This is a genomic window from Haloferax mucosum ATCC BAA-1512, assembly GCF_000337815.1.
Lineage (GTDB): Archaea > Halobacteriota > Halobacteria > Halobacteriales > Haloferacaceae > Haloferax > Haloferax mucosum.
Genome location: NZ_AOLN01000004.1, coordinates 146,957 through 171,082 on the forward strand (window position 1 = coordinate 146,957; position 24,126 = coordinate 171,082).

Here is a 24,126-nt window from a genome sequence, read left to right on the forward strand (position 1 = left end):
CCGTCTATTCATCAGGTCAGTTCGTTGTCTGCTGGCTCCGCGTTTCGGCTCCCGAGACGTACTCCGTGGGCGCCTGAAGACCAGGACGCTGTCGGTGGACGCCATTACGTCGTCACCCCCTCGGCGAACTCTTCGCCGAAGGCGATATACACCGCCAGAGTCGGCAAAGCCGTAAAGAACGCCCCGGCCATTCGGAGTGGGAAGTCCGTCCCTTCCATGCCCGTTCCGAGTCCTGCCAGAATCAACACGACCGGTGCCGCTGGGCTCGATTCCGTGGCGACGAGCACCAGCGTAAACAGCAGGTCGTTCCAGATTTGGGTGAACTGGTAAATCAACACCACAGCGAACATCGGCGTCGAGAGCGGGAGGACGATTCGTCGGTACACGCGCCGGAGCGAGGCGCCGTCGAGCCGCGCCGACTCTATCATCTCCGTCGAGAGCGTCTTGTAGTACGACCGGAAGAGAATCGTACAGATGGGGATGCCGTAGGCGACGTGGGTGGTGACCAACTCGATGATTCCCGCGTAGTCGTTATCGATGCCGAGCGCCCAGACGAAGCCCAAGTTCTGTCCCAACTGGACGTACTGCCCCCAGAACTGCGAGAGAGGGACGAGGACCGCCTGATACGGGATGAAGATACCGGCGACGAACAGCGCGAGCAGTGGCGCTTTGTAGCGCTTGCTCCAGTCTGCGACCGTCAGGCCGTAGGCGGCTAGACTACCGAAGAACGCGGAGATAGCGGTCGCGGGAACCGCATACAGCATGCTGTTTCCCATCCCACGGAGCAACTGGTCGATGGCCGTCTGCCACTTCTCTAGCGTGAACCCCGAAGGGCCGGGCGGGGCGTAGGGGGCCGTCTCGATGACCGCCTGATTCGTCTTGAGCGACGTCACGAGTCCGGTTTCTATCGGCGTGAGGTAGAATCCGACCATCGCTAACAGCGCGAGGTACAACCCGACCCGACCGCGGTCGAGGCTTCGGAGTCGGGAGACGAACCCGCCGCTTCCGATAGTGTCGCGGTTCGACGCGTCGTCTGGCTGGTCTTTCGTGTCGTCCGGCTGGTCTTTCATAGGTACCCTCGCTGGTATTCATAGTAGAGGTAGGGTCCGATGACGGCCAAGGCCAACGCGAAGAGGATGATGGCGATGGCGGCCCCGTAGGACCAGTTGAGATTCGCGTACGCTTCGCGGACCATCTTCGTCGCCAGAATGTCCGCGCCGTTCGGCGGTCGGTAGCCCGACACCAACGAGTAGAGAAAGTCGAACGCCTTGAGCGCGAACACCATGAGAACGACGGCCGCGCTAATCGTCGCTCCCTTGAGTTGGGGAATGATGACACGCCAGTACATTCGAACCGTAGATGCCCCGTCAACTTGTGCGGCCTCGTAATGCTCGGTCGGGATGGCCCGCAGTCCGGCGAGGTAGACGACCATCGCGTAGCCGGAGAACTGCCACATCAACGCGAATATCACCGCCCAGAGCACGAGCGCTTGGTTGCCGATGTAGTCGTACGGTCCGAGCCCAATCGAGCCAACCAACCGGTTTGCGATGCCGTTGTTGAAGTTGTACATCCAGAGCCAAAACTGGGCGGTGACGACGAACGAGAGGCTCATCGGAAGGAGATAGATCACTCGAAACGTGTTCTCGAAGCGGATACCGCGGTCGATGAGAATCGCCAGTAGCAACCCGACGATGAGCGTCGCGGCCGTAAACGCCACGAGCAGGATGAGCGTGTTGATTGCCGCCTCGCGGAACCCCGGGTCCGAAAACGCCTGAGTGTACATCTCGAAGTCGAGATTCGAGTAATCGGGTGAGCCGGCGAACCCGGTGTAGTCGGTCAGCGAAATCATCAAGTTCCAGATGATTGCCCCGTAGACGAACAGCGCCATCAACAGGAACGGGGGGAGCCAGAAGGGCGACGACTCGAAGAAATCGCTCCCGAAGCGACGGTCGAGCGGGACCGAAAGCCGACGCAGGAACCCCTCTCGGACCGGCCCCTCTTCGGTGACCGACCCGCCGTCGGAGCGGGCCGACCGGTCTCCACGCGACTCAGTCATTCCGGATGTGGGTGGTTGTGCGTTCGTGAACCATCTCACCCTCCATTGCTCAGCTCATGTTCGGGACCGCATCGAGGAAGCCTTGCGTGGCGGCGTCAACGTTGTACGGTCCAGTGAACTCCGTGGAGATGACTTCGTTCAGTTGCGTCATCACCGACGACTCGACAGCGAGTCCGTGCTGGAGCGTCGGCGGCCGGTTTTCGGCGTTAGCGAAGTCTTCTGCGGTCTCTTGGAGATACGGCCCGAACTGGTCCATGCTGACGTCGGTTCGGGTCGGAATCGACCCCTTGAACTGGTTGAACGCGATTTGGGCCTCCGGACTGCCAACGAACGCCTCCCAGACTTTCGAGGCCTCCGGAGTCGGGTTGTCCGCCGGGTAGAGAAACGAGTCGAAGTGGAGCGTGTACATACCCTCCGTCCCGGGGAACGTCTTGAATCCCCAGTCTTCGTTGTAGTCGAAGTTCTCCGCGTTGCGGAACGCCCCGGCCGCCCAATTCCCTTGATGGATGAACGCCGCGTTGCCGTTGATGATGTTCTGGTTCGAGGCGGTGAGGTCGAGTGACGACGCGTCGTCGCTGATGTAGTTCTCGTGAATCGTCGCCAGCGACTCGAACGCGCTTCGGACGTCACCTTCGGAGCCGTTGCCCTGAATGAAGTCCATATAGGACTGATAGCCGTTTTCTCCGAGCATCACGGCGGCCCAGAGCTGTGTAATCGTCCACGTTCCCGACATCGCCTGCGTCATCGGAATCGCGTCGGTTTCGGTGCTCACGGTGTCGAGCGCGTCCAGAAGTGCTGAAACGCTGGTGAGCGACTCGACATCGACCCCCGCTTCTTCGACAACGGAGACGTTGTAGAACAGGCAGTTCAGCCGGTGGGAACCGAGCGGAACCGCTCGAAAACTCCCGTTCATCTGGTGGAGGTCGATTGCCTCTTCGACCATCGCGTCTTGGAAATCGTTCTCGTCCCAGACGTCGTCGACGTTGCCGAGTACGCCCTCGTATCTGCGGAGATTCGGACCGGGCCAGTTGGCGAACGACCCGGGTGGGTCGTTGCTCTGGAGTCGGTTTGCGACGACTGCGTCGAGGTTCTGATTCCCCCCACCGCCGATGGGGTTCATCTCGACTTCGACATCGGTGTCGGCCTCGGAGAACGCCGTCTCCAGCGCCCCGGCGGCTCGCGCGCCGTCACCGCCGGTCCAGCCGTGCAGAACCTCGACCGTTCCGCTTGGACCACCACCTCCGTCAGTCATCTCTCCGTCGTCGGTGTCGTCGGTCATGTCACCATCGCCGCCGTCTGTGGTGGTTTCACCGTCGCCGTTGCCGCCGGCACATCCCGCGACCATCACTGCGAGGCCTGTTGCGGGAATCGCCTTGACGAGATGGCGACGGGTCCTATCGATGTCGGGTTCGTTGTCTAACTCACTCATGAGTTATTCACGCTTCCATCATTATAGATGATTAACTACCATGATAAGTGTTGGCACGGGGGTTGATTGCGTTCGCCATCGTTGGTCGTAAGTCTCGCGTGATAGCCGAACGTAATCCCGGAGACGACGCTCGGACGGGTTACTGCTACTCTGATTGTGACGTTGCGTTCCGTACTATCGAAATGCTTGTTAACATGCACCACAAATCATTGCGGTCCGTGCGACTCTCACTAAACTGTTGACCGGCTGTCCTCTGTGCGGTTTTACTCGGCGGATTCAGCCGACTGCGACGCGGTGGGCGTGGCTACGGTGGAGCCGGCCAGTCCCAACCCGATGAGTCGCGCCGCAACCAGGAGGGCGTATGCGGCGACGAGTGTTCCGACCACTGCTCGGATAGCGGAGTCGCCTCCGAGCCACGCGGCCGCTAGGACCCCGACGTCGAGGACGACGATACCGGCGAGCCAGCCCATGAGATACCGGCCGGAACGTGCTCCGAGTCGGAGTCGAGAGCGGTCGAATGCGGCCCGGATATCTGTGGACGACGCGTAGCTTACCAGAGCAACGGGGAGGAGGTAAGCCGAGACCAGAACCATGATTCCACCGACGGTCGCGGCGACGAGAACTAACAGTGAGCTTTCGGCCGCTCCGCCCGCCGCCGAGACGACCCGGAGTACGACCAGCAGATACGCGATGGGTGGGCCGGTGTACGCCAGCGCGACGATTCCGGCCTCCACACTCTGTCGGAGGAGTCCAGTCACGTCGCGGACGACTGACGGTGGACCGTCGCTTCCGTCGGCACTCGCCGCGAGGACCCGAACGAGTATGCCGACGACGGTTACGAGGGGAACGAACGGAAGAATGCCGTGGGCCAGTAGAAGCGCCCACACGGCCGCGAGCGCATCAGCCCGGTGACCGCCGCGGAGCGGATACGAGGCAATTTCGAGCGTACGGGTCACGCTCTGGTCCCCACAGCGAGACGAGACCGGATGTGTGACGTCGAGCGGGCGGCTCTGGGAGTCACGTGCTCTCCTCCACAACCACGCGAAAGTGGTGGCACGCAGTGGACCGCGGGCGGTGCGCGACGACACAGCCACCGCCTCGCCTTGTGTTGGTCATGCATGCCGTTGGTTCGGGTTGGGGGATTAATCATCGGGGTCGATTCGGTGTCCATGACTCCCTCGTGTTAGTCTCGTTCGTCGCCACGGGACCATCCCAATGGTGCGGCCGACTCGTAGCTGTGACCTTCGGAGTGCCTCTGGTAGCGGTATCTCTTCTCGGTACTAGAACTGCGCAACACTAGCTCTATGCACTCAAACAACAAAAATGTAACATACCATTTCTAAAACTCGGCAAACGGTAGCGTCATTTTGTAGCATGCCGAATCCACCATGAATTGTTATGAAGCCAACAAGAAGGCGGACGGTGCTACGCGGCATCGCAGTTACAGGTCTCGGTGGGCTTGCCGGCTATACGGGGTCGGTAACCGCGAGCGACTCAGACTCGAAACCCGATGGGACATCCACCGACACGACCACCAACCAAACGACTGAAAAAGCGGACGAGTCGTTAGATGCTTGGCGTCGTGCCGCGAACGACTCGTACCCGGTTCAACTCCGAGACTACCGGTTCGATGACCCTTCGACGGTTCGCGTCGGTCACTTGGGTACCAATTCGTTTTGGCCGGCCGCGATGAAGATTCTGCCCGGTACGACGATCACTTGGGCATGGGACCGCGAAGAGACGGCGTACAACGTCGTCGCTACGGACGGAACGTTCGACAGCGGTGAACCGGTCGTAAACAGGGACTCGGCGTTCCAGTACACGTTCGAGGAGGAAGGAAACTACCGGTACGTCTCCGAACCTCACGCCGAGATTGGAATGAAAGGCCTCGTCGTCGTCGAGTCTATTGCACGAAGTGAGTACCCGAAAGTAGACAGATGGTTAGCTGACACCAGTAACTACGACGGGTCAGTGCTCGACCACACGGCTTCGAGTTCGGTTGACGTCACTGTCGGTGCGAGAGGAAACGCTTCGGACCTCGCATTCGACCCGGCCGCTATCAAAATTTCGCCGGGGACCACTGTCAACTGGACGTGGAGTGGAAACGGTGGGCCACACAGTATCCGCTTCAAAGATGCGGACTTCGGCGTAGACCCAAAGTCTGATCCCGGCAAACACTTCGTACACACGTTTACCGAAACCGGAATCTACCGATATGAGTGTGGCCCGCACTCGTCGCTCGGTGGACGCGGTGCAATTGTCGTAGAGTAGGTCCCCTGCGAAACGTTTCGGTCCGCCACCTGTTTCGACACCAGACGCTTTTTTCGATCCGAAGGTTCGACACCCATCTGTCGCGTTTTCCCCCAATTTCACTACTTTTGTGGGGTGATACTGGGCGGGTAGCGACCGCGTTCGAGTTTGAGGTCCGACTGCGGCCGAGCCATACAGGTCAAGGCGTACTCCTCTGTCTCTTCTTCTGTAAGGCTACGTGCAGCAGGTTGCGTGACCTCTCCTTCGATGATTTTCGCAGAACACGCGAGACACATCCCGACTCGACACGAAAACTCTTGGTAGATTCCGTCGCGGATGCACGCTTGTAGAATCGTTTCTGTGTCCGATACGGTAACGGTGGCTCCCAGATCGACAAATTCGACTTCGTGCGTGGGCATGAGTGGAGAATCCTCTGTGTTAATTTTTTGAATGGTTCGCTGGCAACTCTCTAATACTTCGACTCGGCCTCACACACCGAGTAAAAGTCGTCCATGATCGAGTCCCGTTCCGTCTGCCACTCCTCGAAAGCCGACCGGTCCGTTGGATAGGTCTCGTACTGTGCCGATAACTCGTGGGCCAGTTTTCGAACCCGGTAGAGTTCTCGGAGCTCTGCCCAGTGGCCAACTGTCGAAATGAGCGTCTTCAGTTTTAGCCACAGTCCCATCGATGGTGTCCCAGACCCACTAATCGCGTCAGCGAGTTGTTGTCCCGGGAACGAGGCGACGAGTTCAGCTAGCGTTTCAACATCGTATCCGGTTGCCCAGATGTTGTACAAATCGATTGCGGCGAATCGTTTGCCAAAGTCGGTCATCACTCTGTGATTGTACTCCCAAAACGCGTCCTCGCCGACGTCGCCATCGGAGATTGCGTCGATAGCCTGTTCGGCCGCCCAGTAGCCTGCACTTGCCGCCCCCGTGATTCCACCGCCGGTCGAGGGGTTCACGTGCCCGGCCGCGTCACCGACTGCGATGTATCCCGGTGCCACGGCCGAATCGTACGGCCGCCGCGTCGGTAGTGCCGCGCCAAGCTTATTTTTCACCACTGCTCCATCAAAGATGGACTGTGACCGAAGCTCTCGGTTCAGCACATCGACGAGGTTCATCGGCGGCTCGGTCATCTGGAATCCCAACCCGACGTTGATCTCCGTCGGCGACCGCGGGAAATACCAGAGATATCCTAATTCTTCGGTCGGTTTGAAGACGATTGCATCGTCCCACTCGACGGGCTCTGGTACTTCGATAACCTCCCGATAGGCGGAACAGAACTGTGAGTATTGGACGTTGGTGTCGAACGTGGTTCCGGTGAAGTCGGCCTTGTCTTGGAGGATAGAAAGCGTACCCGCCGCATCAATCGTCACGTCTGCTGTGTAGGTAATCGGTTCGTCTGCCTGTTTCCCGCGCACACCCGTAATTTGGCTCCCCTCTTGGAGAACATCCGACACGACGGTGTTATACTCGATTGTCGCGCCCGCCCGCTCGGCCTCTTCGAGAAGAACCTCTCCAAACCGTTTCCTGTCGAGGACGGTCCCGTTGCTGTCAAACGTAACTTCGAGTTCTTGGGCTTCGAGTGGGTTCCGAAAGAGTGCTCGCTGGATGTTCTGATTGGTGAATGATTCCTCTTTGAGATATTCGAGGTCGATTACATTGGGAAACGAGGTTTTTCCCTTGATGGCATCCCCGCACGCGATTTGGCCTGCCTCCGCCTTGGACTTCCGTTCGAGCAGGACAACGTCGAGTCCGGCGTCGGCGGCCGTTGCAGCCGCGAACGCGCCTGCCGTCCCGCCACCGACGACGACCAACTCAGCGCGTTCCGTTGCGGTGGATGATTTGGTGCTCGTATTCATGTACAGCACCGCGTAGATGCGTACTCAGAATATACGTGCTGGAACACCCCACCACTTCTTGTTTGTTTCTGTAGTAGTCGTAATGGCAAAACGACGCACCGTCTCTCGGGTCGTACAGACGGGTCGTTGTCATCCGAGGGATGTAACGAATGTACCTTTTGAGGTCATATACGTCGGAATCCGTTGGGATAGCCTCTCACGCTATGACACACTCAAAGGAATTACAGTGAGGACTCGATTGACGATTGGGCGGTACTGAATTATCCGTTGAAATCGTTTATGTCTCTCATCTTTGCGTATGTCCTCGCGGTTTAGGGATAATCTCCGGCTTGGACTACATTGATGCGAAAACTCGATTCAATACGACTTCTGGTGCTCTACAGGGACTTCCACATCTGCTGGGGAACTTCTAGCGAGAAGGGTCACCCTGTGGGCAGTACCGCCAGCCCCAGTAGCAACGCCCCAGTAAAGAAGATCACATAGTAGAGAGCACGACGCAGGAGATTGCTCCGAACGTCGTGGATATCGCAATTCGCAATCAAAAAGGGAGTATCGTCAGTGCCCCTGACCGTCGGCGTTCCCTCGTCGATCGAGAGTTCGCCGACTACCAGTAACAGCGCATCCTCCGGGATAGCCTTGGACTCGAATCTGTCCATATACGGATAGAAATCCAACTCGGCTTCGATTACGTCGAATCCCGCGAACGGTATCCGCATCGCCTCGTGAACGATGTGAACGTACGGCGACGTATAAAGATGGACGCGGTATGGGGGAATCAAGACGTTGCTATCCTTCTGCACGTTGGGGAGCATCGGGGCATCATCGTGAGCTTCGCGGAGCCAACTGGGATCAACCTTTACTTCGCCGCTGTTAGTGTCGATACCGAAGGATTCGAACTCCACGCCCGAAGCCACCGTCTCCTCGTCATGTAGTATCCGCCAGACGTACACGGCGATTGGCGACACGTAGTCATCAGTAGCGACGTCGCTGTGTGGTGCTTCTTCGTTAACCGTCAGGGCCCCTGGATGGCCACCGAGTTACCCGCGACCAGGTCGGGTGAGTCCGTGGGGTGACACCGAACAGCATGTGATACAGTCGGAGGGTATTCGTCAACCGGTAGACGGCGTACAGGCAAAGCAGTGAAAAGAAGACGACCCCCAAGAAATCCCTAACGCTAAGCATACGTTTGCGTACTTGTAATTTAATTTAAATTCGGCGGAGTAGAACTGCCAGTATACGGTCGGTCTGGCCTGCTCCTTACGGGATGATACTCTCTTCGTCAGCCGGTATTTGTGGTGTCTATGAATCGGTTGGTAAGTGATTCCAGACGTTGTGTGACTGTCACCAGTATGTTCCTAACAGAAAGTCTGTATTTGGAGAGAGTTTCAGAAATATGCCTCTCTGACTATAAGCAGTAGCCAGACTACCGGTACAAGAGCAAGTATCAAGCCTAATATGCCGATCGTATAGTTCCCTTCCACGAGTCCCCGCGCCCACCCCCTTCCGAGGTAAAAAATGAACAGGGCAAGGACGACTAAAATCGCATTGCGGAGCGAAACGTCCAACCCTTCCGTATTGGAATCAGGTGACGACATTTCGTAATACTCCTTCTTGTCTTTCTATAAGCATTCTCCCGCTACGTTCGCGGGCTTTGTTAAAACGACGTAGTATTTCGATGCCAGTCCGCGCGAGAATCACCGTAGTTTCGTTGCGGGAGAAGGTGTTTCGCAAGACTTCGACGAAATCGGGCTTCTCGTCGTACTGGGTGAGGAAGTGGACACTCCCGTTGTGAGTCTCGTCGTTGACGGTGAACGTGAAGTACCTGTCGTGGTCGAATGGGGATTCAGTAGGTTGAGCGACCAACACTACTGGTTAGCACGAGATATGGATTCTATCGATATAATATTGGAAATTTTAGAGGTGGGTGGCTCCTGTGAGTTCGTCTATTGCTGAACCAGAGAATTGTCGGGGTATCCTGCCCGTCGCCGCGCATCCTGTCGCTCTCTCTGTCAGGCGGTACTGTTCCAACTCTTCTTCGAGCGGGCCGAGTGCCCGCCGACGTTCTTGGTGTGCTTCGAGGAAGTTCGCAATATTTTCTGCCGCCATCTCTTTGAGTTCACCACTCAGGAGCGACCCTTGTTGATACTCGCGTGCAAGCCGTTCCACCTGCTCATCACTTTCTTCAAAGAAGTAATACAAGAACTGATACGAGACATCCACCTCGGGGTTTCCTCCTTTTTTTCGATGTTCTTCGAGACTAGTCTGTCCACCAGAGTAAGCGTGAGTACGGATTTTGTCGAAGACCGTCTCCCGGTCATCTGAAAGGAGGATGCTCGGTACGTCGTCGGACGAACTCATCTTCCCCGGTCCTTCGAGGCTCGGGAGGAATTTCGAGAGCAAGGCACCGGGCTTGGTCACGTCGTACCGCCGTTTGGCCGCGATGTCACGGCAGACTCGAACGTGAGGGTCTTGGTCAACTGCAATCGGCACGAGCGTCGAGTGGCGACCCTCCACAAGTTGTGGTAGGAGGAGGTGTGTGGCTTGGACAGCAGGGTAGAACGAGAGACCGATGTTCTCGGGTTCTCCATATGTTGCGTCCACGGTCGATTGGGTCACTTCCTTGGCAAACGCACTCGCTAACGGATACACTACGTCAGCATCAGCCGTGTCTACGATGATTCGGGTTCGGTCGGGGTCAAACCCGACCGCGAGAAGGTCGAGAAGGTTCTCGCGGGTGTAGTCGCTAATCTCGTCAAGCGACTTGTCTTTGAGGAAGTACTTCTCGTCGTCGGAGAAAGGGATGTAGACGAGGGTTCCCATCTGGTCTTGAAGGTACTTGGCGAAGTAGAACGGGAAGATGTGGCCGATGTGCATCGGCCCTGAGGGGCCACGTCCCGTCACGATGGAGTGCAGTTTACCTTCGTTGGCGGCCTCAAGGAAAGGGTCTACGTCTCGCTCTGCATAGAAAACGTCACGACGAACGAGCGGATGACCGGGGTCAGAGAATTTCGCCTTCTGCTCGGCAGTGAGGGCGTCAGCCCCGAACTTATCGAGGAGTCGGTCGTAGTTGATGTCGCCTTCAACGGCGTATGGCGTTACGGTGAAGTCGTCTTCTGCTGGCATGTGTGTTTGATGGTTGTTGTCACTTTGGAGACGATACGGTTGAGAAAGCGAGTGAGCATCGCGGTCGAATCTGCCGGGTTACGCCCGTCTGACCCTAAACCGCGATACTGTCCACTTCCCGAGACACGTGCCAACGCCAGCAATTGGCGTGGGAAGTGGACACCATACTGATATCGACGAGATTGCTCCGCTTATAGGTTCTGTTCCTCTATTCGCCTTGCAATTGGAGAACAATCCACCCGATTATTTCTAACGTGCCTGACTTCAGAAAGACGGCGTTTGACTGATTAACAAACGAAAACGCGGGTCAGTAGACTTCTCTCAGAGCTGATTCGATGGTGACCTACTGGTCGTGGCTCTCGTCACGAAATTCGTGTTTAGAATCAGATAAAAGAACGGCTAATACACTTTCCCGGGGCAGTTTCGCCACTCGGCTGCGAGGATGAACAAGTGGAATAAACGTACTCAGTTAGCCAATTCCAGAACCGAGGCAGAGCGCGAGGACTTCGGTTATCTCGCCTGCCGGGACTGGTGGCTTCTCACCGAGGTCCACATCGAACCACGTTCGCAACAAGAGGTTCGTCAGTCGCCACACGTTGTACACCAGTACGGCGGCGACGAAGTAGAACAGTCGAACCCGATAATCGGAGGAACTTGTAGTCGGCAGGAAGTGTTCTTTGATGCTCTTGTACTCGTTCTCAATCATCCACCGGTCCTTGTACTGGGCTTTCAAGCCCGCTGCTCGTTCAACGGGAACGTCCGTGTTCGTGAGTAGAATGGCGTACGTTTCAGACTCCTCGTTCGGCGGGAAGTAGATGAAATCCACTTCGTGTGTCCTGCCATCGACCGTTAACGGAACATCGTGTTTCACGGCGATGTCGGCGGTCGGATGTTCTTTGATGTTCTCAATATCCTCGATGTCCTGCGCGGCACTGACGCGTTTCGGGATGAGGTACGTCATCCCCTTCCGGTCAATCACATCGCGGACAGCGTGCCCATCGAACTCACGGTCGGCCATCACTTTGTGAATGTCCACATACTCCTGTGCCTTCGACAGGAGTCGGTCAACGACTTCCGCCTTCGACATGCTCACCGCACCATCGCCTTCCCAATTCGACTTCTCCTTCACAGGCTCCATCGCCAGCACAATCGGCGTGTCTTCCCCAATCACTGTGAGTGTGGCAAACTTGTACCCGCGCTCATAGTCAGAAGCAGGGTCGTCTTCGGAGGGACCTGAATAGCCACTTACCATCTTGGGGAAATCTTCCTTCACGATGCCGAGGTCGCGGTTCTTCCACGGTGATGGGTAAAACCGCCACGGCGTCACGTCGATAGCGACATTCACTGGCTCGCGTAGATTGTCCTCGAAATCGGTCTCTTTGATGAGATTCTCGATGGCTCTGTCGAACGGGTCGAGCAACGTCTTCCGAATCCGCTTCCACTTTCTCAATCCTGTTGGGTCGGTAAACTCCGGTAACTTCGTCTGTGGGTCGGGGGCACCCATCTTCTTGATGGCCCGCGTGTGCGTATCACCGTGCGGCATCTCGGGGCGCTGGCTCAACCGGCTCGCTCGGCGTTTCGTTTCCCGTTTTCCGTGTGCTGTCATTGAGAGATACGATTGGAGTTCCCAATACACCTCGTCCTCGTACTTCGCGTTCGCTGCGCGTCCCGTAGCGAACTCTGTGAACACGCGGTCGCGGGCAATCCGAACAGCCCGCAATATCTCATCATCAGTCAACCCCTTCTCTCCACGTTCCTCGGGCTGAATTGGAGGTCCTTCATCCGGGGCGCTCAGCAAATCATGCTCAGCGGCAACCTCTCGAATCCCTTCAGCAACAGTCGTCAAGGTCTGTCGGTCCTGAATCGACAGTCGGTTCCGGTACGTGTACGAGAGTGCCTGTTGAGTCGGTGCGCGGTTTAGTCCGAATCGAATCTGGAGGTACGCCCACCGCCGGAGCCGACTGTAGACTTCCCGCTGGCTGAACCCGCAGGCATTCTGGTAGAGTAACGTCCGCACAACAGCCTCGAAATCTAACTCGTCGGGGTACGCCTTCGTGTATTGGTCTGTGAAGGTATCTTCGGGAATTTCGAGATTTGCGATAACACGAGTGATGTGGTCGTGGACGTGACAGAGCCGTTCCGCCTGCTTGATGAGTGCCGTCGCTCTCCTAGACGGCGGTCCAGACGACGACTCGCCAGCGCCTCTCATTGAGTGGGTTGAAGTGTTTAGTTAGAATTTAACTAAATCTCGGCGTGTGACTTCCACTTCTTCCAATTCCTGTACGTGCGCCTCATGGCTTATTCTATCAGTCAAGCCGTTGAAAGCGTAGTGCAAGTCCCCGGGTAAGATTCCAACTCAAGTTAAAATTTAACCAGAGTTAAGATATTATACGGGCTGACTTCGAGACTTGAGTGTATGCCTCTCTCGACTAGAGCGTATCTTTCTAGAAAGGGAACTCTCGAACTCCTCTGCGAGATTAACCCTGCTGGCTCTCGATTTGATGACTTGGTAGATGAACTCTCAATCAGCCGTCCGACGCTCGCAACACGAATAACCGAGGGGAGTGAGTTATCACTCATCGAGCAAAAAGCCGTCTCAGGAGAACGCGGGACAACCCATAAGCACGTGTTGACACCGCGAGGAGCCACACTCCGTGTCCGTATGTTTGAGGAAGGCCTCGTACTGTCCTATCGGCAATACAAGAACGCACGCAAGCAGTTCGAGGAGAATAGCGAGCGGTTCACTGATTCGATATTTGAGAATCCGCCTAACTTGAGCGACGAGAAACGGAATCAAGAGAATCTGCAAACAATCCTTCAGCGAAGCAGGCTGTCCCATCTGATTGAAGATGAAGATGGTTAGGTGTCTGGCGGACTGAGGTTCTTCATCCTGAAGTCCGATTTTGGAACGTACCGTCCTGCGAGAACGGCGAGTTCCCTCGTGCGTTCGATGTCTGCGAGATTATGCAGTAACAGTGGGACCCATTCGCCGTTCTCGTGACTGTCCACTGCGCTTGCGCTGTCATCGAACGGGTCGCAGTCGTCTCCGCCGATGAGCGTGTCGTAGACGCCAACGAGGTCGTTGTGGTCTCCTGTATCGAACCGGTTCACAATTGACATCACATCCGCGTACGCGACTGAGGGGAACGGCCACTCCACGTCTTGTCGAACACACGCGCTCCGTAGGAATGGAAGGTCGAAGCCCGAGTTCCACGTTTCACCGTTGTACGCAGTGAGATAGTGCCGGTCGTCATCAATGTGGTTCGTGGCGAACTCTGAAAGGCCAATGAGGAGGTCTTCTTCGCTCTGGTACACAGCCAGTCGGATATTCGACCCGGATTCGTGTTCCACAGCGGTGGTGAGCCGAGTACTGTCCGCAAGACGGCCTGTCGTATTTAGTCCAATCCATGAACCCATATCCATTGTGACACCAGCGACCGTGATGATTGCACTCGGGTCCAACCCCGAGGTCTCGATGTCAAACGCGACGGGACTCAAATCACCCATGTCTGTTTACGAGAGTACTGGCTTCGTAAGCGTCGGCGTGTCGTTTCCAAAAGTTCCGATACCTATCTAGAGTGAATCGGTCCGCGACCGCTCACACCACGTTTCAATGTCGGTCTCAAAATCGTTGAATAGGTCGTGGAATTCACAGATGTATGTAAGAAGATATTGTCGGTCTTTTTGGTCAGAATGTCGAAGGTAGTCTCCTGACCTGTCCAGCCCGCCGACTGGTCTTGGCTCGAAGCCATGTTTCGTGAATTTGGCCTGATAATATTCTCGACCGTCCTCGTCCTCATCAACTTTGTTTACACTCAGACAATGGTACTCCCCATGCTGGATGTCGTTTCGTAGTCCGTGGAGGAAGGTGTAGGACTTGATGTACTCTGGTATCTCTCGGTCAGGAGTATCTCGCCCCGGAAGGAGGTCGCCTTTGTTGTACTGGCGGTTGTGTGTTTTCTCGTTTATATGCTCAAGAACCTGCAGATTGTACGAATAGAGCGAAGCCACATAATTATGGATACATCTCAGGACTTCTCCCTTCTTTTGGTACTCTTTGAACCCACCGTTCCCGTTATTTACATCGAACCGAGCCATCCCGTCTCCCGGTACGCTCGGCCCTAGTTTCGCTATCTGGTAGTAGTTACCGTGAACAAACCACGCAGATTTACGGATTCGGTCGATTTCAGCGTCACTCGTAGGTTCATGAGGCGTCCCATCAGTACCTACAAACTCATCAACGATATTCTCGCTCTCCCCGCTATCTGCTTCTGCTGAACCTCCCATGTAAAAATAAGAATCAGTCGTCTGCGGCGAGTCCTGACGTTCCCGACTCCTGCACGCGTGGCTCTGCGGCTGCCCGCGCATCCCGGCGGAGTTGCTCTATATCCTGCCCTGTGACCTCGGCAAGTTCTTCCAAGGTCGGGAGGTCGGCTGTCATCGTATGAATAAGTAGGTCGCTCCACTGGCAAAAAGATTATGGAGCATAGTGTCGCTCTATCACTTTCCCGGATACGCGTGAATTGGAAGAATTGGAAGAATTGGAAATCACCCCCTTCCACTTATTGTATTAGGAAACGAACCACTTGGGCATGATACGCGATGCGCGTGTCCTCCAGCCGGAGTTCGTCCCAAGAGACATCGTGCATCGAACCCACGAAGTCAACACACTAACCGCCGCGCTCGAACCCGTCACCAACGACATCCAAGGTGAAACAACTCTCCTGTACGGTCCATCCGGCACGGGGAAGACCTGCATCGCCCGGTACGTAACCGAGCAACTCCACGAAGGCGTCCTCGACCTCAACTCCCAGTACGTGAACTGCTGGGAGGACTACTCCCGCTTCAAAACCCTGTACCGGCTCCTCGAAGGCATCAACCGGACGATGAACGTCCACCGCCAGTCCACTCCAAAAGACGAACTCCTCGAACGCCTTCGAGACTACGAGGGCGCACCGTACGTCGTTATCCTTGACGAAGTGGACCAATTGGAAGACAAGCGAGTCCTCTACGAACTGAATCGAACGAAAGACCTCACGCTGATTCTCATCGCTAACGAGGAGCAAGAACTATTCGAACCACTCCAGCCTCGATTAACGAGTCGGCTTCAAACGGCCACGCGCATCGAATTCGACCGATACACCACTGACGAACTCGTAGAAATCCTCAAACCCCGCGTTCGGTGGGGGCTGCCCGAAGACGCAATCAGGGTTACCCAATTGGAACTGATTTCGGAAGCGGTTGCCGGTGACGCCCGAGTAGGGCTGGAAGTGTTGCGAGTCGGTGCTCGCCGTGCGAGCCAACGAGGTCTGGAAACCATATCAGATGAGATAATCTACGATGCAGCACCGAAGGCGAAAGCGGAAATCCGGCAGCGAAATGTGGAAATCCTCACCACAGACCAACGAATCCTCTACGACATCATCACCGAACACGGTAAAATCCCACCGAGCGACCTCTACAAGGAGTACCGAGACCGTACTGACGACCCGAAATCAGACCGCATGGTCCGAAACTATCTCAGTAAAATGGAACGATACAACCTAGTCCGGACAGAAGGGGAGAATCGCGGTCGTACATACCACTCAGTATCATAACCGTAGAGCGAGGAGATGCACAGAACATGAGTCACCTCGTGTACCATCAACGGGACAATGAGGGCCAGTCTGAATCGCCGTTTGATACGACACTCCGAGGTATTATCGACTCAGATGGCCCAACACGCATCGCCTGTCCGTACCTTGGCCTCTCGTACGTTGAAGCCCTCGTTACTGAAGCAGACTCGTGGGAGTTGCTGACTGACGTTGAAGCGTGGATGGGACTGTATCGAGGGGAGAAGCGGACAGAAGTGCAGGAGTTCATCGAGAACCATCATTCGAAGATTCACCACATCAAAGGCCTCCATGCAAAGGTGGTGATGAATCCAGAACAAGCCCTCGTGGGCTCCGCTAACCTCACTCAGACTGGCGTAGCCCGGCGAGACGAGATGGGGATTCTAATCGATGACTGTATCCTCGTTTCCGAAGCCCACGAGTGGTTTGAAACACTCTGGGATGAGAGCGACCTAATCGATACAGGAGAACTGGAAACGTTAGTGGAAACTGACTCCCCCTCTCGACTCCAGTCTGATTCACGTTCGTCTTCTATCTCGTCGTCAGCCCCCCGATTGAGCGCCGAGATTCCGACTCTCGAATCAGAAGCCCCTGCGCGACCTGAAGCGGAACCAAAAGTATCGGAAATGGATGAGGATTTGATTGAGCGGATGGCGAAAGCACCAGATAGAGCGTGGATAAACGCGTATTTCGATTTGATGGCGAATCTTCTGTCCACCCTAGACTTGCCCGAGTCTGACCCTCGGTTGCTCACCACGATGAAGCAGTCCAATCGGTTTGCGGTAACTGTGAACCAACGATACGTCCTCGGGGCGTTCTTTCTCAATCAGCCCCGAGTGGGGTTTCTTCTCCCGGATAGCATGGAGGGGCTGGAGGAGACAATCCGGAACTCGTACGAGGAGGAGCATTTCCAATTCAAGCCCTTGGTGTGGGAAGATGAAACCGCATCACGACCGCATTGGATTGAATTCGAGGAACGTCCCGAAGACATCCTGAGTGACAATCTACGACGGAACTGGATGAGTGCCGCAATCGAAGAAACCGACCGCGCCTCTCAGTCGTCGTTCTCGTCTCACGACCCTCGTGTCTACCGGCTCGCAATGGATACTGAGTATCGAGAGAGACACATTGAGGCGGCGTTCGGCAGCCAGTCAAACGAGTAGTCGGTCGTGGACGTGATGGTCTTCGTGTGTTTCTTTCAGAACCGCGTACACATGGGTGTGTATTGATGTTTTATCGGGGAAGGAATCGGAATAGTAGGTATGGGGAAGAAACAGCGACGGAACATCAGTATTGACCACGAATTGGATGAGTGGTTAGATGAGGACGTGGAGAACGCGAGCCAACTCATCTCAGACCTCTTGATGGCGTACAGGGCGTACGGTGGAGATGAGATGGAAACAGTCCGTTATACCCTTGAGAAACGAGTTCACGATACTGCAGACCAGTTATCTGATTAAAACTGGGGACGGGATGATTTCCTATTGGGACGCTCGTTCTTTGGCGGCTTCGACCACTTCATCAATGGGTCCGATGTCAGTGAAGTGGTCCTCGAACGAGTGGTCTGTTGCGTGTTCTTCGAGGAGGTCTGCGTAGAAACTGGCCTCCTCGTCACTCTCGACCTCACGGAGGAGTTCAGCGATACGCTGTGCGTCGGAAACAGGGAGAAGGATTTGCTCGGCCATACACTATCGATAGAGAGTTCGCACTAAATGCTTTCTGCGAGATGAAGGAACTTCGTACACTCTGGACTGCAGGCTATTCGATTCTGTATCGCGCTCTGATTACTTGTTCGATACTTTCAGACGCCATTTCTGGGTCCACCAAGGCTGTGACCGACCCTTGGTAGTGGTCTTCAAGACCAATCACTGGTTCCCCAGTTTCCACTCGGCAGAGGAGTTTCAGACGGCACATTCCCGTGTCGGCCTTCCATACCCGTACCCAGTTCTCGTCTGACCGCATCCCGACTTGTCGTGCCGCCCAATCTTTCCGCTGCTCGTCATCCCACGTTGCGAGCATTTTCGAAATGCGGCGGAGTTCACGAGTACGGCGAAACAGATTCGGGTCTTCCTCTTGCTCCACGTTGTTGCCTCGAACCTTTCGGAGGAACACTCTGGGTCTCCCCATTCCGTTCACCGCCAACCCAATCTCACTTCGCGTTCGGCCACTGTCGTAGAGTGGGGCACTGAATACAGAAGACCAGCCGTCATCTTCCGTGTGTGCATTGTACAGCCCCTCCACCCAGAGTAACGCATTATCCTCAGAGAACAGGGCATCTGGAAACGGGACTTCGAGTTCAACGGTTGGATTCAGGGGCTGTCGAAGCCATTTGACGATGTTGTGATAGCCCGTCCACTCCTGTGCGTCAGGAACCTGTGCAGCCCACCACGCTGCGAGAGTCCCAGCACTCAGGTCCACGTCCCGTTCATTGAAATGGTCTGCGTCAAGCCACAGTACGCTGTACCCGTGAGAGCGGAACTCTGCTTGCACCGCGTCTCGGTCTTTGGACTCGTGTTTATACTGCACCTCGATGGCGATGCCCCTCCCGAGACGGTCTTGTGGACGCGCAAATTCAACGAGGACATCTACTCGGCGGTCACCAACCTCCTTCTCGATGGAGACCGTCGAATCAGCGAATACTGAGTCGGCTTTGGAGGCGGCGATAGATTTCATCCGCCTGTGTTCTGCCGATTCACCGCCCGGGCCGGAACATCCGTCAGGTGGTGTTGTGGGATGCCAGAAATGCCGGGCCACGAACGAGCCGTTCCGTCGATGGGACTCGCGGATTCCAAGCCTATTGCCGCAAGCCGGACACGTCGTTGTGTCGTCTTCCGTGGCTTGGTGTGGGGCGGTTAGTTCCCCATCGATAATCGCTGTGAACGGCATTTTCGATGGGGGAAGTTAGTCCCCCAGTGTATTCATGATTATGGGCTTATGGTTTGTCAAAACTCATCCTCCGTTTTTCTGCTGACTTCAGCGCCCACTGGTATATATCGCAATATTCAGTTTATCATCGCCTGTTCGGCTCCACTCTCAGTCCCGTCTGTCCCCGATTCGAACACCGCCGCCAGCTTTTCTCGCATCGCTTGTCTGCGGAACGACCGACGACGCTCCTCGGAGAGGTAGTTCGACATGACGACACTGGCGCTTTTCGACCCTTGGTCGGCGGCGACGCCCTCTAACTGCGCCAGCATGGCATCGACGGCCTCCTGATAGGCTGTATACCAGAATCGACGGCAGAGCTTTGCGGTCGGGACCTCGCCATCGACGGTCACGCCCGCGTCGCTTGCGAGGCGCTTGAACCGGCGGTTGACGGTTTCACGGGCGATGTGTCCCGTCGAGGAACGCGACGAGGGAAAGAGCGCGCCGTTCCAGTCGTCGCTGGAGAGCGCATCGATTCGCGCCGCCACGGCATCGACGCCGTAGAGCAGTGCAACCGTCCCGGGGCCGTTTTTTCGCTCTTCAAACGCGATGTGCGGGTCGTCGCCAGTGAGAACCAGTTGCGACGCGTCGAGCGAGGCGAGTTCGTTTGGGCGAAGGCCCCACCCGGCGAGTCCGAGGACGAGCAAGCGTTCTTCGAGGTCGTCGGCGACGGCGTACACCCTGCCGACCTGTTCGGCCGTCATAGTCCGGTTGTCCGGTTGACCCTGTTCCCAGCGGAACTGCTTTGCGGCGTTTTCGACGGGGTTGTACCGCGCGCGGCGGAAATCGACGAGGTATTCGTAGAACGCGCGGACCGTCTGGAGATATTTGAGCTTCGTCCCGTCGGTTGCGAGTTCGTCGTCGAACTCGTCTAACACACTGAGACAGCGGTTTATTTCGTCGGGTTCGGCGTCTCTGTCGTCCAGTCGGGAGAGCAGGTCGGCAGTCCCGTGGAGGTCACGGTAGATACGAGCGAACCGCGCGAGGTGCGTCCGGCGCGTCGGAAGCGTCGAAGCGGCGAGACCGCGACGCGATTCGAGCATATCGAGGTAGGATTCGAACGCCGCGACGGTCTGCTCATCGTCGATGTGCCAGTTGTATCCCGCGTCGGGGTCGTCGTCGTCGAGACCGACGACATCGACGAAGAATTCGCGCGGCGTCAGGTCGTGTTTCTCGCGGAGCGCGTAGGCGATGCCCGACCATCCGCGGTCGGTGAGCCATTCGTACGTCGGGACGTCGCGCGTGGGGTCCATCCCGTCGCGGTCCATCGCGGGCGCGATAGTGTCCCAGTAGAACGCTTCGAGTTCATCGAGCGACTTCCGAGACCAGTTCACTGCGGCTCACCTCGCCGGCAGGCATCGCCGTGTCGCGTTCCGAGCGCCATCGTTCTGGTTTCAGAGCATATCGCAGACGGATTAACGTTTTCTCTCGACGCGCTCGCCAAGCCGTCATTCCCCCGCCATATGATGGGCTATAGATATATTGGGGCGACGAATCAATAGTACGGTAGTATGACCGATGGGAGTAATGGCGGCCCGACGGACCCGGTGGGTGAGCGTACGCCCGACGGCGACGCACTCGTCTCGTCCGACCCGTCCGTGGACGTTGGTGCCGCGTCCGACGAGGTCACCGTCCTCGAAAGTGGAACCGAGTTAGAACGAACGATTGGACTCCATGGCGGCCTCGCTATCGGTATCGGGACGATGGTCGGAGCCGGTATCTTCGTCTTCCCCGGTCTCGCCGCGGGCGAAGCCGGACCTGCGGCCGCCGTGTCGTTCGCTATCGGCGCGTTCATCGCGTTACTCGTCGCCCTGCCGACGTCCGAGTTGGCTACGGCGATGCCGAAAAGCGGCGGCGCGTACTACTTCATCTCGCGCGGTATGGGGTCGGCTTTCGGTGCCGTCGTCGGCATCGGTCTCTGGTTGGGACTCGTCTTCGCCTCGGCGTTTTATCTCGTTGGATTCGCACAGTACGCGATTGCGGTCCTCGCGGAACTCGGAGCCTCGGCACTGTTCGCGGATGGACTTCCGCTCGTACCGATTCTCGGCGTCAGTTTCGGTCTCGTGTTGACCGCGCTCAGCATGTTCGGGACGGAGAACGCGACGAAGCTACAGAACGCTATCGTGAGTCTTCTCTTGGGGATTCTCCTCATCTTTCTCGTCTACGGCTCGCTCGACACACTGGGCCTGTTCGGTCGTCAGACCGTTCCGGAAGAGTTCATCCCCTACGGAACGCTGAACATCTTCACGACGGCCGCCCTCGTCTTCACCTCGTATCTCGGATTCGCACAGGTTGCGACCGTCGCGGGCGAAATCACGAAACCGGGGCGAAATCTCCCGCTTGCGATGGTCGGGTCGGTGCTCGTCGTCGGCGTGCTGTACGTCGTGACGATACTGGTCTCGACGGGCGCGTTCGGTAGCGCGCGACTCGCAACGTTCGGCGAGACGGCAATCGTCGAGGTCGCTCGCTCGTACCTCGGGTTTCCCGGCGCGGTCGCCATCCTCATCGCCGGACTCTTTGCGACAGTTTCGAGCGCTAACGCATCCATCTTGAGTTCGTCTCGTGCGTTGTACGCACTGAGCAGAGACGCGCTCGTTCCACCGGAACTCGCCCGAATCAACCTCCGGTACGGGACGCCGCACCTCGCGCTTGCATTGGTCGGCGGCCCGACCGTCGTCCTCGTCGCTACCGGTAGAACCGAAGTACTCGCAGAGGTTGCGTCGTTCTTGCACCTCATCACCTACGGGTTGATTTGCGTGGCGCTCCTCGTCATCCGCCGTTCTGACCCCGAGTGGTACAATCCGACGTTCCGTGTTCCGGGCTACCCGGTGGTTCCGATTCTCGGCGCGATTGCGAGTTTCGGTCTCGTCGGGTTCATGGAACGCCTCTCGCAAGCAATCGGCGTGGTCGTCGCTCTCGCGGCGATGGCGTGGTACTTCATCTATGCACGCGACATCAGTCTGAAAGGGGTGCAAACCGATGCGTGACCCTGACGACATCCGGGTACTCGTCCCCGTTGCCGTCCTCGAAGGACAGGTCATTCCGGACCAGATGATACGTCTACTCTCGCAATCGACGGTCGTCCTCTTGGCGTACCACGAGATACCCGAACAGACCGCGCCGGAGCAGGCCCGCGAACAGTTCGAGTCGAAGGCCCGTATCGAACTCGAAGACCTCGTCGAAGCGTTCGAAGCGACCGGGGCCGCAGTCGAGACGCACCTCGTGTTCACTCACGACGCCGACCAGACAATCGAGCGAATTGCGATGGATGCGGACTGCGACGCGGTGTTACTCCCGAACCCCGCCCCAACCATCGACCGCATTATCGTACCGGTGAAAGAAGACATCAACATCGAGACGATTAGCAAAGTCGTGGCGGGTATCGGCCGCGACCAGGACGTCGAAATCACGCTCTTTCACGCCGTCGAAAACGACGACGCTGTCCCGGGCGGCGAGACGCTCCTCGATTCGCTCGTCGGCAAACTCACCACGCTTGGACTCGACCAGAAGAAACTGTCCCGCTCCGTTGTCGTCGCACAAAAGCCGCTACAGGCGCTTATCGACGGCGCGGCGGACCACGACGTCGTCGTGATGGGGGAAGAAGAACCGACGATTCGCGGGCGACTCTTCGGCGAAACCTCGGAGCGAGTCGCCGAGCAAACTGTCGGTCCAGTGCTCGTCGTCCGGCGGACGCTCCGGTCCGAGGAGGAATCCGAATCGAACTGAGTGGTGTACAGACAGCGAACTAATGCACCCGATAAAATAACGACCAGAAGAAAGTACGCGACGTAGCGGCGTTATACTCGCCACCTTCCGGACTAACCGTTTTATCAGGTCTTGCAGTAGTTCAGAACCGGACATTACACCGGGCGACACGCCGATATCATCGCTCCATCCTGCAGTCACGAACAGTTTACAATTTCTAAAATTTTTAGACTGTTCAACGAACACTTTTTGAGAATGATTTCGTTTGCCTGTTCTGTTACCCCTTCCCATCTTGGTGGTCCGCCGTCAGTCGGTCGCGGGTTCACACCAGTTGTGGACTCTCGTCAGGTAGTCTCACACCAGTTATAGTCTCACGTCGGTCGTAGGCCCACGTCAGCCACGGTCTCGCAGGCTTCACACGAGATGTCGCCTCACCAGTTGCCGTCCACCCGAGCCTCGTCGAACCACCTGCCATCTCGGTAGCCCCCGCAGAATCGTATTCGGCTGTTGTCTGCCTCGCTGACCTACTCCGCGCAGTCACAGCCGCCGCGTTCGACGAGTTCGTCGAACGTGTATTGGCTTCCGCAGTCGGCACAGAAGACCTGCACGTCAACGAGCACTTCCGGCGAACCGACATCGAACTCGTCGTGGTTCGACGCCGAGTCGAGTGCGCTCTCGGTGACGGCGGCGAGCCGCCCGCGGAGTCGTTGGACTCGTTCTGTCGGGTCGCTTCGTTTGCGTTCCTTGGTCGCTCCCCGGTAGGTCGTCAAGTAGGTGTGAACCGCTTGGTGCGAAACGAAGTCCTGCTGGAGGTCCTCAACGTCGATACCGGCGCGTTCGAGCCGTCCGCGTGCTCGCGTCCGCTCGGCACCTGTCGCGTCGTCTTCGGTCAGGGCATCGTACAGTGACTCGATTTCGCCGTCGAGCGGGTCGAGTCCGGCGTCCACCGCCGCAACTTTGAGCAGTTCGTGATTGAACACGTCGGCGAGGGTTCGGAGACTGTCTGCGTTCTCGTCAGCCGTCCACCGTGCTTCGAGTTCTTCGCCGAGTCCCGCTAACTCGTACGATTCGATGAGGCGGCCGACCTTGGAGTTAGTCGGATTCGGTCGGTTGGCAGGCATATATCGACACGAAAGCGGACGGCGTCCATAATGGTTTCCATTAC

Annotated in this window: 22 protein-coding genes and 1 pseudogene; 7 read left to right on the forward strand and 16 right to left on the reverse strand. The window is 56.9% G+C overall.

The features are described 5' to 3' along the window. Nucleotides 1-104: 104 nt before the first annotated feature. From C440_RS02375 to C440_RS02390, 4 genes are all read right to left on the reverse strand, one after another. Entirely contained in the window at nt 105-1,070 is a 966-nt protein-coding gene (locus C440_RS02375) for a carbohydrate ABC transporter permease (protein ID WP_008317910.1), read from the reverse strand. Then, nucleotides 1,067-2,056 (reverse strand): carbohydrate ABC transporter permease, encoded by a 990-nt coding sequence (locus tag C440_RS02380; protein WP_008317911.1) that lies wholly within the window; start codon nt 2,054-2,056, stop codon nt 1,067-1,069. Before C440_RS02380 ends, C440_RS02375 begins: the two co-directional genes overlap by 4 nt. Before the next feature lie 49 nt (nt 2,057-2,105). Further along, complete coding sequence (locus C440_RS02385) at nt 2,106-3,485, reverse strand: ABC transporter substrate-binding protein (RefSeq protein WP_008317913.1); 1,380 nt, start codon at nt 3,483-3,485, stop codon at nt 2,106-2,108. Between the two features lie 263 nt (nt 3,486-3,748). After that, the gene (locus C440_RS02390; RefSeq protein WP_008317916.1) at nt 3,749-4,441 is read right to left on the reverse strand and encodes a DUF4013 domain-containing protein; all 693 of its coding nucleotides are present in this window, start codon (nt 4,439-4,441) and stop codon (nt 3,749-3,751) included. A gap of 442 nt (nt 4,442-4,883) precedes the next feature. On the opposite strand from C440_RS02390, the gene C440_RS02395 reads away from it, so the two are divergent. After that, the gene (locus C440_RS02395; protein WP_049915181.1) at nt 4,884-5,756 is read left to right on the forward strand and encodes a halocyanin domain-containing protein; all 873 of its coding nucleotides are present in this window, start codon (nt 4,884-4,886) and stop codon (nt 5,754-5,756) included. Nucleotides 5,757-5,857: 101 nt separating this feature from the next. Here the strand turns inward: C440_RS02395 and C440_RS02400 are convergent, their stop codons facing one another. From C440_RS02400 to C440_RS02430, 6 genes and pseudogenes are all read right to left on the reverse strand, one after another. Further along, complete coding sequence (locus tag C440_RS02400; RefSeq protein ID WP_008317920.1) at nt 5,858-6,154, reverse strand: 2Fe-2S iron-sulfur cluster-binding protein; 297 nt, start codon at nt 6,152-6,154, stop codon at nt 5,858-5,860. A 50-nt stretch (nt 6,155-6,204) separates the two neighbouring features. Beyond that, nucleotides 6,205-7,599 carry a geranylgeranyl reductase family protein gene (locus C440_RS02405; protein ID WP_008317921.1) on the reverse strand — a complete coding sequence of 465 codons (1,395 nt, stop codon included), beginning with the start codon at nt 7,597-7,599 and terminating at the stop codon, nt 6,205-6,207. Between the two features lie 422 nt (nt 7,600-8,021). After that, entirely contained in the window at nt 8,022-8,564 is a 543-nt protein-coding gene (locus C440_RS02410; RefSeq protein ID WP_008317922.1) for a hypothetical protein, read from the reverse strand. A gap of 420 nt (nt 8,565-8,984) precedes the next feature. Beyond that, entirely contained in the window at nt 8,985-9,194 is a 210-nt protein-coding gene (locus C440_RS18205; RefSeq protein WP_008317923.1) for a hypothetical protein, read from the reverse strand. A gap of 348 nt (nt 9,195-9,542) precedes the next feature. Further along, nucleotides 9,543-10,722, reverse strand: a pseudogene (locus C440_RS02425) (tryptophan--tRNA ligase). Between the two features lie 469 nt (nt 10,723-11,191). Further along, nucleotides 11,192-12,931: a transposase gene (locus C440_RS02430; RefSeq protein ID WP_008317926.1), complete on the reverse strand. Its 1,740-nt coding sequence runs from the start codon at nt 12,929-12,931 to the stop codon at nt 11,192-11,194. 207 nt (nt 12,932-13,138) lie between these two features. Between C440_RS02430 and C440_RS17235 the strand changes: the two genes are divergently transcribed. After that, nucleotides 13,139-13,585, forward strand: a complete 447-nt coding sequence (locus C440_RS17235) for a hypothetical protein (RefSeq protein WP_152417817.1) — start codon at nt 13,139-13,141, stop codon at nt 13,583-13,585. On the opposite strand, the gene C440_RS02440 is transcribed toward C440_RS17235, so the two are convergent. After that, entirely contained in the window at nt 13,582-14,229 is a 648-nt protein-coding gene (locus tag C440_RS02440) for a 3'-5' exonuclease family protein (RefSeq protein ID WP_008317928.1), read from the reverse strand. The two genes, C440_RS17235 and C440_RS02440, sit on opposite strands and share 4 nt — an antisense overlap. Nucleotides 14,230-14,295: 66 nt before the next feature. Next, a complete protein-coding gene (locus tag C440_RS02445) occupies nt 14,296-15,009 on the reverse strand; it encodes a hypothetical protein (RefSeq protein WP_008317929.1) in 714 nt (237 codons plus the stop codon). 305 nt (nt 15,010-15,314) lie between these two features. On the opposite strand from C440_RS02445, the gene C440_RS02450 reads away from it, so the two are divergent. From C440_RS02450 to C440_RS02460, 3 genes are all read left to right on the forward strand, one after another. Beyond that, entirely contained in the window at nt 15,315-16,319 is a 1,005-nt protein-coding gene (locus tag C440_RS02450) for a Cdc6/Cdc18 family protein (RefSeq protein WP_008317930.1), read from the forward strand. A 26-nt stretch (nt 16,320-16,345) separates the two neighbouring features. Further along, complete coding sequence (locus C440_RS02455) at nt 16,346-17,497, forward strand: phospholipase D-like domain-containing protein (protein WP_008317932.1); 1,152 nt, start codon at nt 16,346-16,348, stop codon at nt 17,495-17,497. Nucleotides 17,498-17,596: 99 nt separating this feature from the next. Further along, nucleotides 17,597-17,794 carry a hypothetical protein gene (locus tag C440_RS02460; RefSeq protein ID WP_008317934.1) on the forward strand — a complete coding sequence of 66 codons (198 nt, stop codon included), beginning with the start codon at nt 17,597-17,599 and terminating at the stop codon, nt 17,792-17,794. A gap of 21 nt (nt 17,795-17,815) precedes the next feature. Here C440_RS02460 and C440_RS02465 read toward each other — a convergent pair whose 3' ends face one another. From C440_RS02465 to C440_RS02475, 3 genes are all read right to left on the reverse strand, one after another. Next, nucleotides 17,816-18,019 carry a hypothetical protein gene (locus C440_RS02465; RefSeq protein WP_008317936.1) on the reverse strand — a complete coding sequence of 68 codons (204 nt, stop codon included), beginning with the start codon at nt 18,017-18,019 and terminating at the stop codon, nt 17,816-17,818. Nucleotides 18,020-18,092: 73 nt separating this feature from the next. Further along, a complete protein-coding gene (locus C440_RS02470; protein ID WP_008317938.1) occupies nt 18,093-19,007 on the reverse strand; it encodes a competence protein CoiA family protein in 915 nt (304 codons plus the stop codon). 329 nt (nt 19,008-19,336) lie between these two features. Beyond that, on the reverse strand, nt 19,337-20,590 hold the full coding sequence (locus C440_RS02475; RefSeq protein WP_008317940.1) for a tyrosine-type recombinase/integrase: 1,254 nt from the start codon (nt 20,588-20,590) through the stop codon (nt 19,337-19,339). 177 nt (nt 20,591-20,767) lie between these two features. Here C440_RS02475 and C440_RS02480 point away from each other — a divergent pair, with 177 nt between their 5' ends. Both C440_RS02480 and C440_RS02485 read left to right on the forward strand, forming a co-directional pair. After that, on the forward strand, nt 20,768-22,243 hold the full coding sequence (locus tag C440_RS02480; protein ID WP_008317942.1) for an APC family permease: 1,476 nt from the start codon (nt 20,768-20,770) through the stop codon (nt 22,241-22,243). Further along, a complete protein-coding gene (locus C440_RS02485) occupies nt 22,236-22,982 on the forward strand; it encodes a universal stress protein (protein WP_008317943.1) in 747 nt (248 codons plus the stop codon). The genes C440_RS02480 and C440_RS02485 overlap by 8 nt, the downstream gene beginning before the upstream one ends. Nucleotides 22,983-23,485: 503 nt before the next feature. On the opposite strand, the gene rdfA is transcribed toward C440_RS02485, so the two are convergent. Then, the gene (gene rdfA / locus C440_RS02490) at nt 23,486-24,082 is read right to left on the reverse strand and encodes a rod-determining factor RdfA (RefSeq protein ID WP_008317945.1); all 597 of its coding nucleotides are present in this window, start codon (nt 24,080-24,082) and stop codon (nt 23,486-23,488) included. Nucleotides 24,083-24,126 lie beyond the last annotated feature (44 nt).

Coding starts and splice junctions, on each gene's coding strand:
- C440_RS02375 (WP_008317910.1), bottom strand. CDS start 1,070: ATGAAAGACCAGCCGGACGACACGAAAGACCAGCCAGACGACGCGTCG.
- C440_RS02380 (WP_008317911.1), bottom strand. CDS start 2,056: ATGACTGAGTCGCGTGGAGACCGGTCGGCCCGCTCCGACGGCGGGTCG.
- C440_RS02385 (WP_008317913.1), bottom strand. CDS start 3,485: ATGAGTGAGTTAGACAACGAACCCGACATCGATAGGACCCGTCGCCAT.
- C440_RS02395 (WP_049915181.1), top strand. CDS start 4,884: ATGAAGCCAACAAGAAGGCGGACGGTGCTACGCGGCATCGCAGTTACA.
- C440_RS02400 (WP_008317920.1), bottom strand. CDS start 6,154: ATGCCCACGCACGAAGTCGAATTTGTCGATCTGGGAGCCACCGTTACC.
- C440_RS02405 (WP_008317921.1), bottom strand. CDS start 7,599: ATGAATACGAGCACCAAATCATCCACCGCAACGGAACGCGCTGAGTTG.
- C440_RS18205 (WP_008317923.1), bottom strand. CDS start 9,194: ATGTCGTCACCTGATTCCAATACGGAAGGGTTGGACGTTTCGCTCCGC.
- C440_RS02430 (WP_008317926.1), bottom strand. CDS start 12,931: ATGAGAGGCGCTGGCGAGTCGTCGTCTGGACCGCCGTCTAGGAGAGCG.
- C440_RS17235 (WP_152417817.1), top strand. CDS start 13,139: ATGCCTCTCTCGACTAGAGCGTATCTTTCTAGAAAGGGAACTCTCGAA.
- C440_RS02440 (WP_008317928.1), bottom strand. CDS start 14,229: ATGGGTGATTTGAGTCCCGTCGCGTTTGACATCGAGACCTCGGGGTTG.
- C440_RS02445 (WP_008317929.1), bottom strand. CDS start 15,009: ATGGGAGGTTCAGCAGAAGCAGATAGCGGGGAGAGCGAGAATATCGTT.
- C440_RS02450 (WP_008317930.1), top strand. CDS start 15,315: ATGATACGCGATGCGCGTGTCCTCCAGCCGGAGTTCGTCCCAAGAGAC.
- C440_RS02455 (WP_008317932.1), top strand. CDS start 16,346: ATGAGTCACCTCGTGTACCATCAACGGGACAATGAGGGCCAGTCTGAA.
- C440_RS02460 (WP_008317934.1), top strand. CDS start 17,597: ATGGGGAAGAAACAGCGACGGAACATCAGTATTGACCACGAATTGGAT.
- C440_RS02465 (WP_008317936.1), bottom strand. CDS start 18,019: ATGGCCGAGCAAATCCTTCTCCCTGTTTCCGACGCACAGCGTATCGCT.
- C440_RS02470 (WP_008317938.1), bottom strand. CDS start 19,007: ATGAAATCTATCGCCGCCTCCAAAGCCGACTCAGTATTCGCTGATTCG.
- C440_RS02480 (WP_008317942.1), top strand. CDS start 20,768: ATGACCGATGGGAGTAATGGCGGCCCGACGGACCCGGTGGGTGAGCGT.
- C440_RS02485 (WP_008317943.1), top strand. CDS start 22,236: ATGCGTGACCCTGACGACATCCGGGTACTCGTCCCCGTTGCCGTCCTC.
- rdfA (WP_008317945.1), bottom strand. CDS start 24,082: ATGCCTGCCAACCGACCGAATCCGACTAACTCCAAGGTCGGCCGCCTC.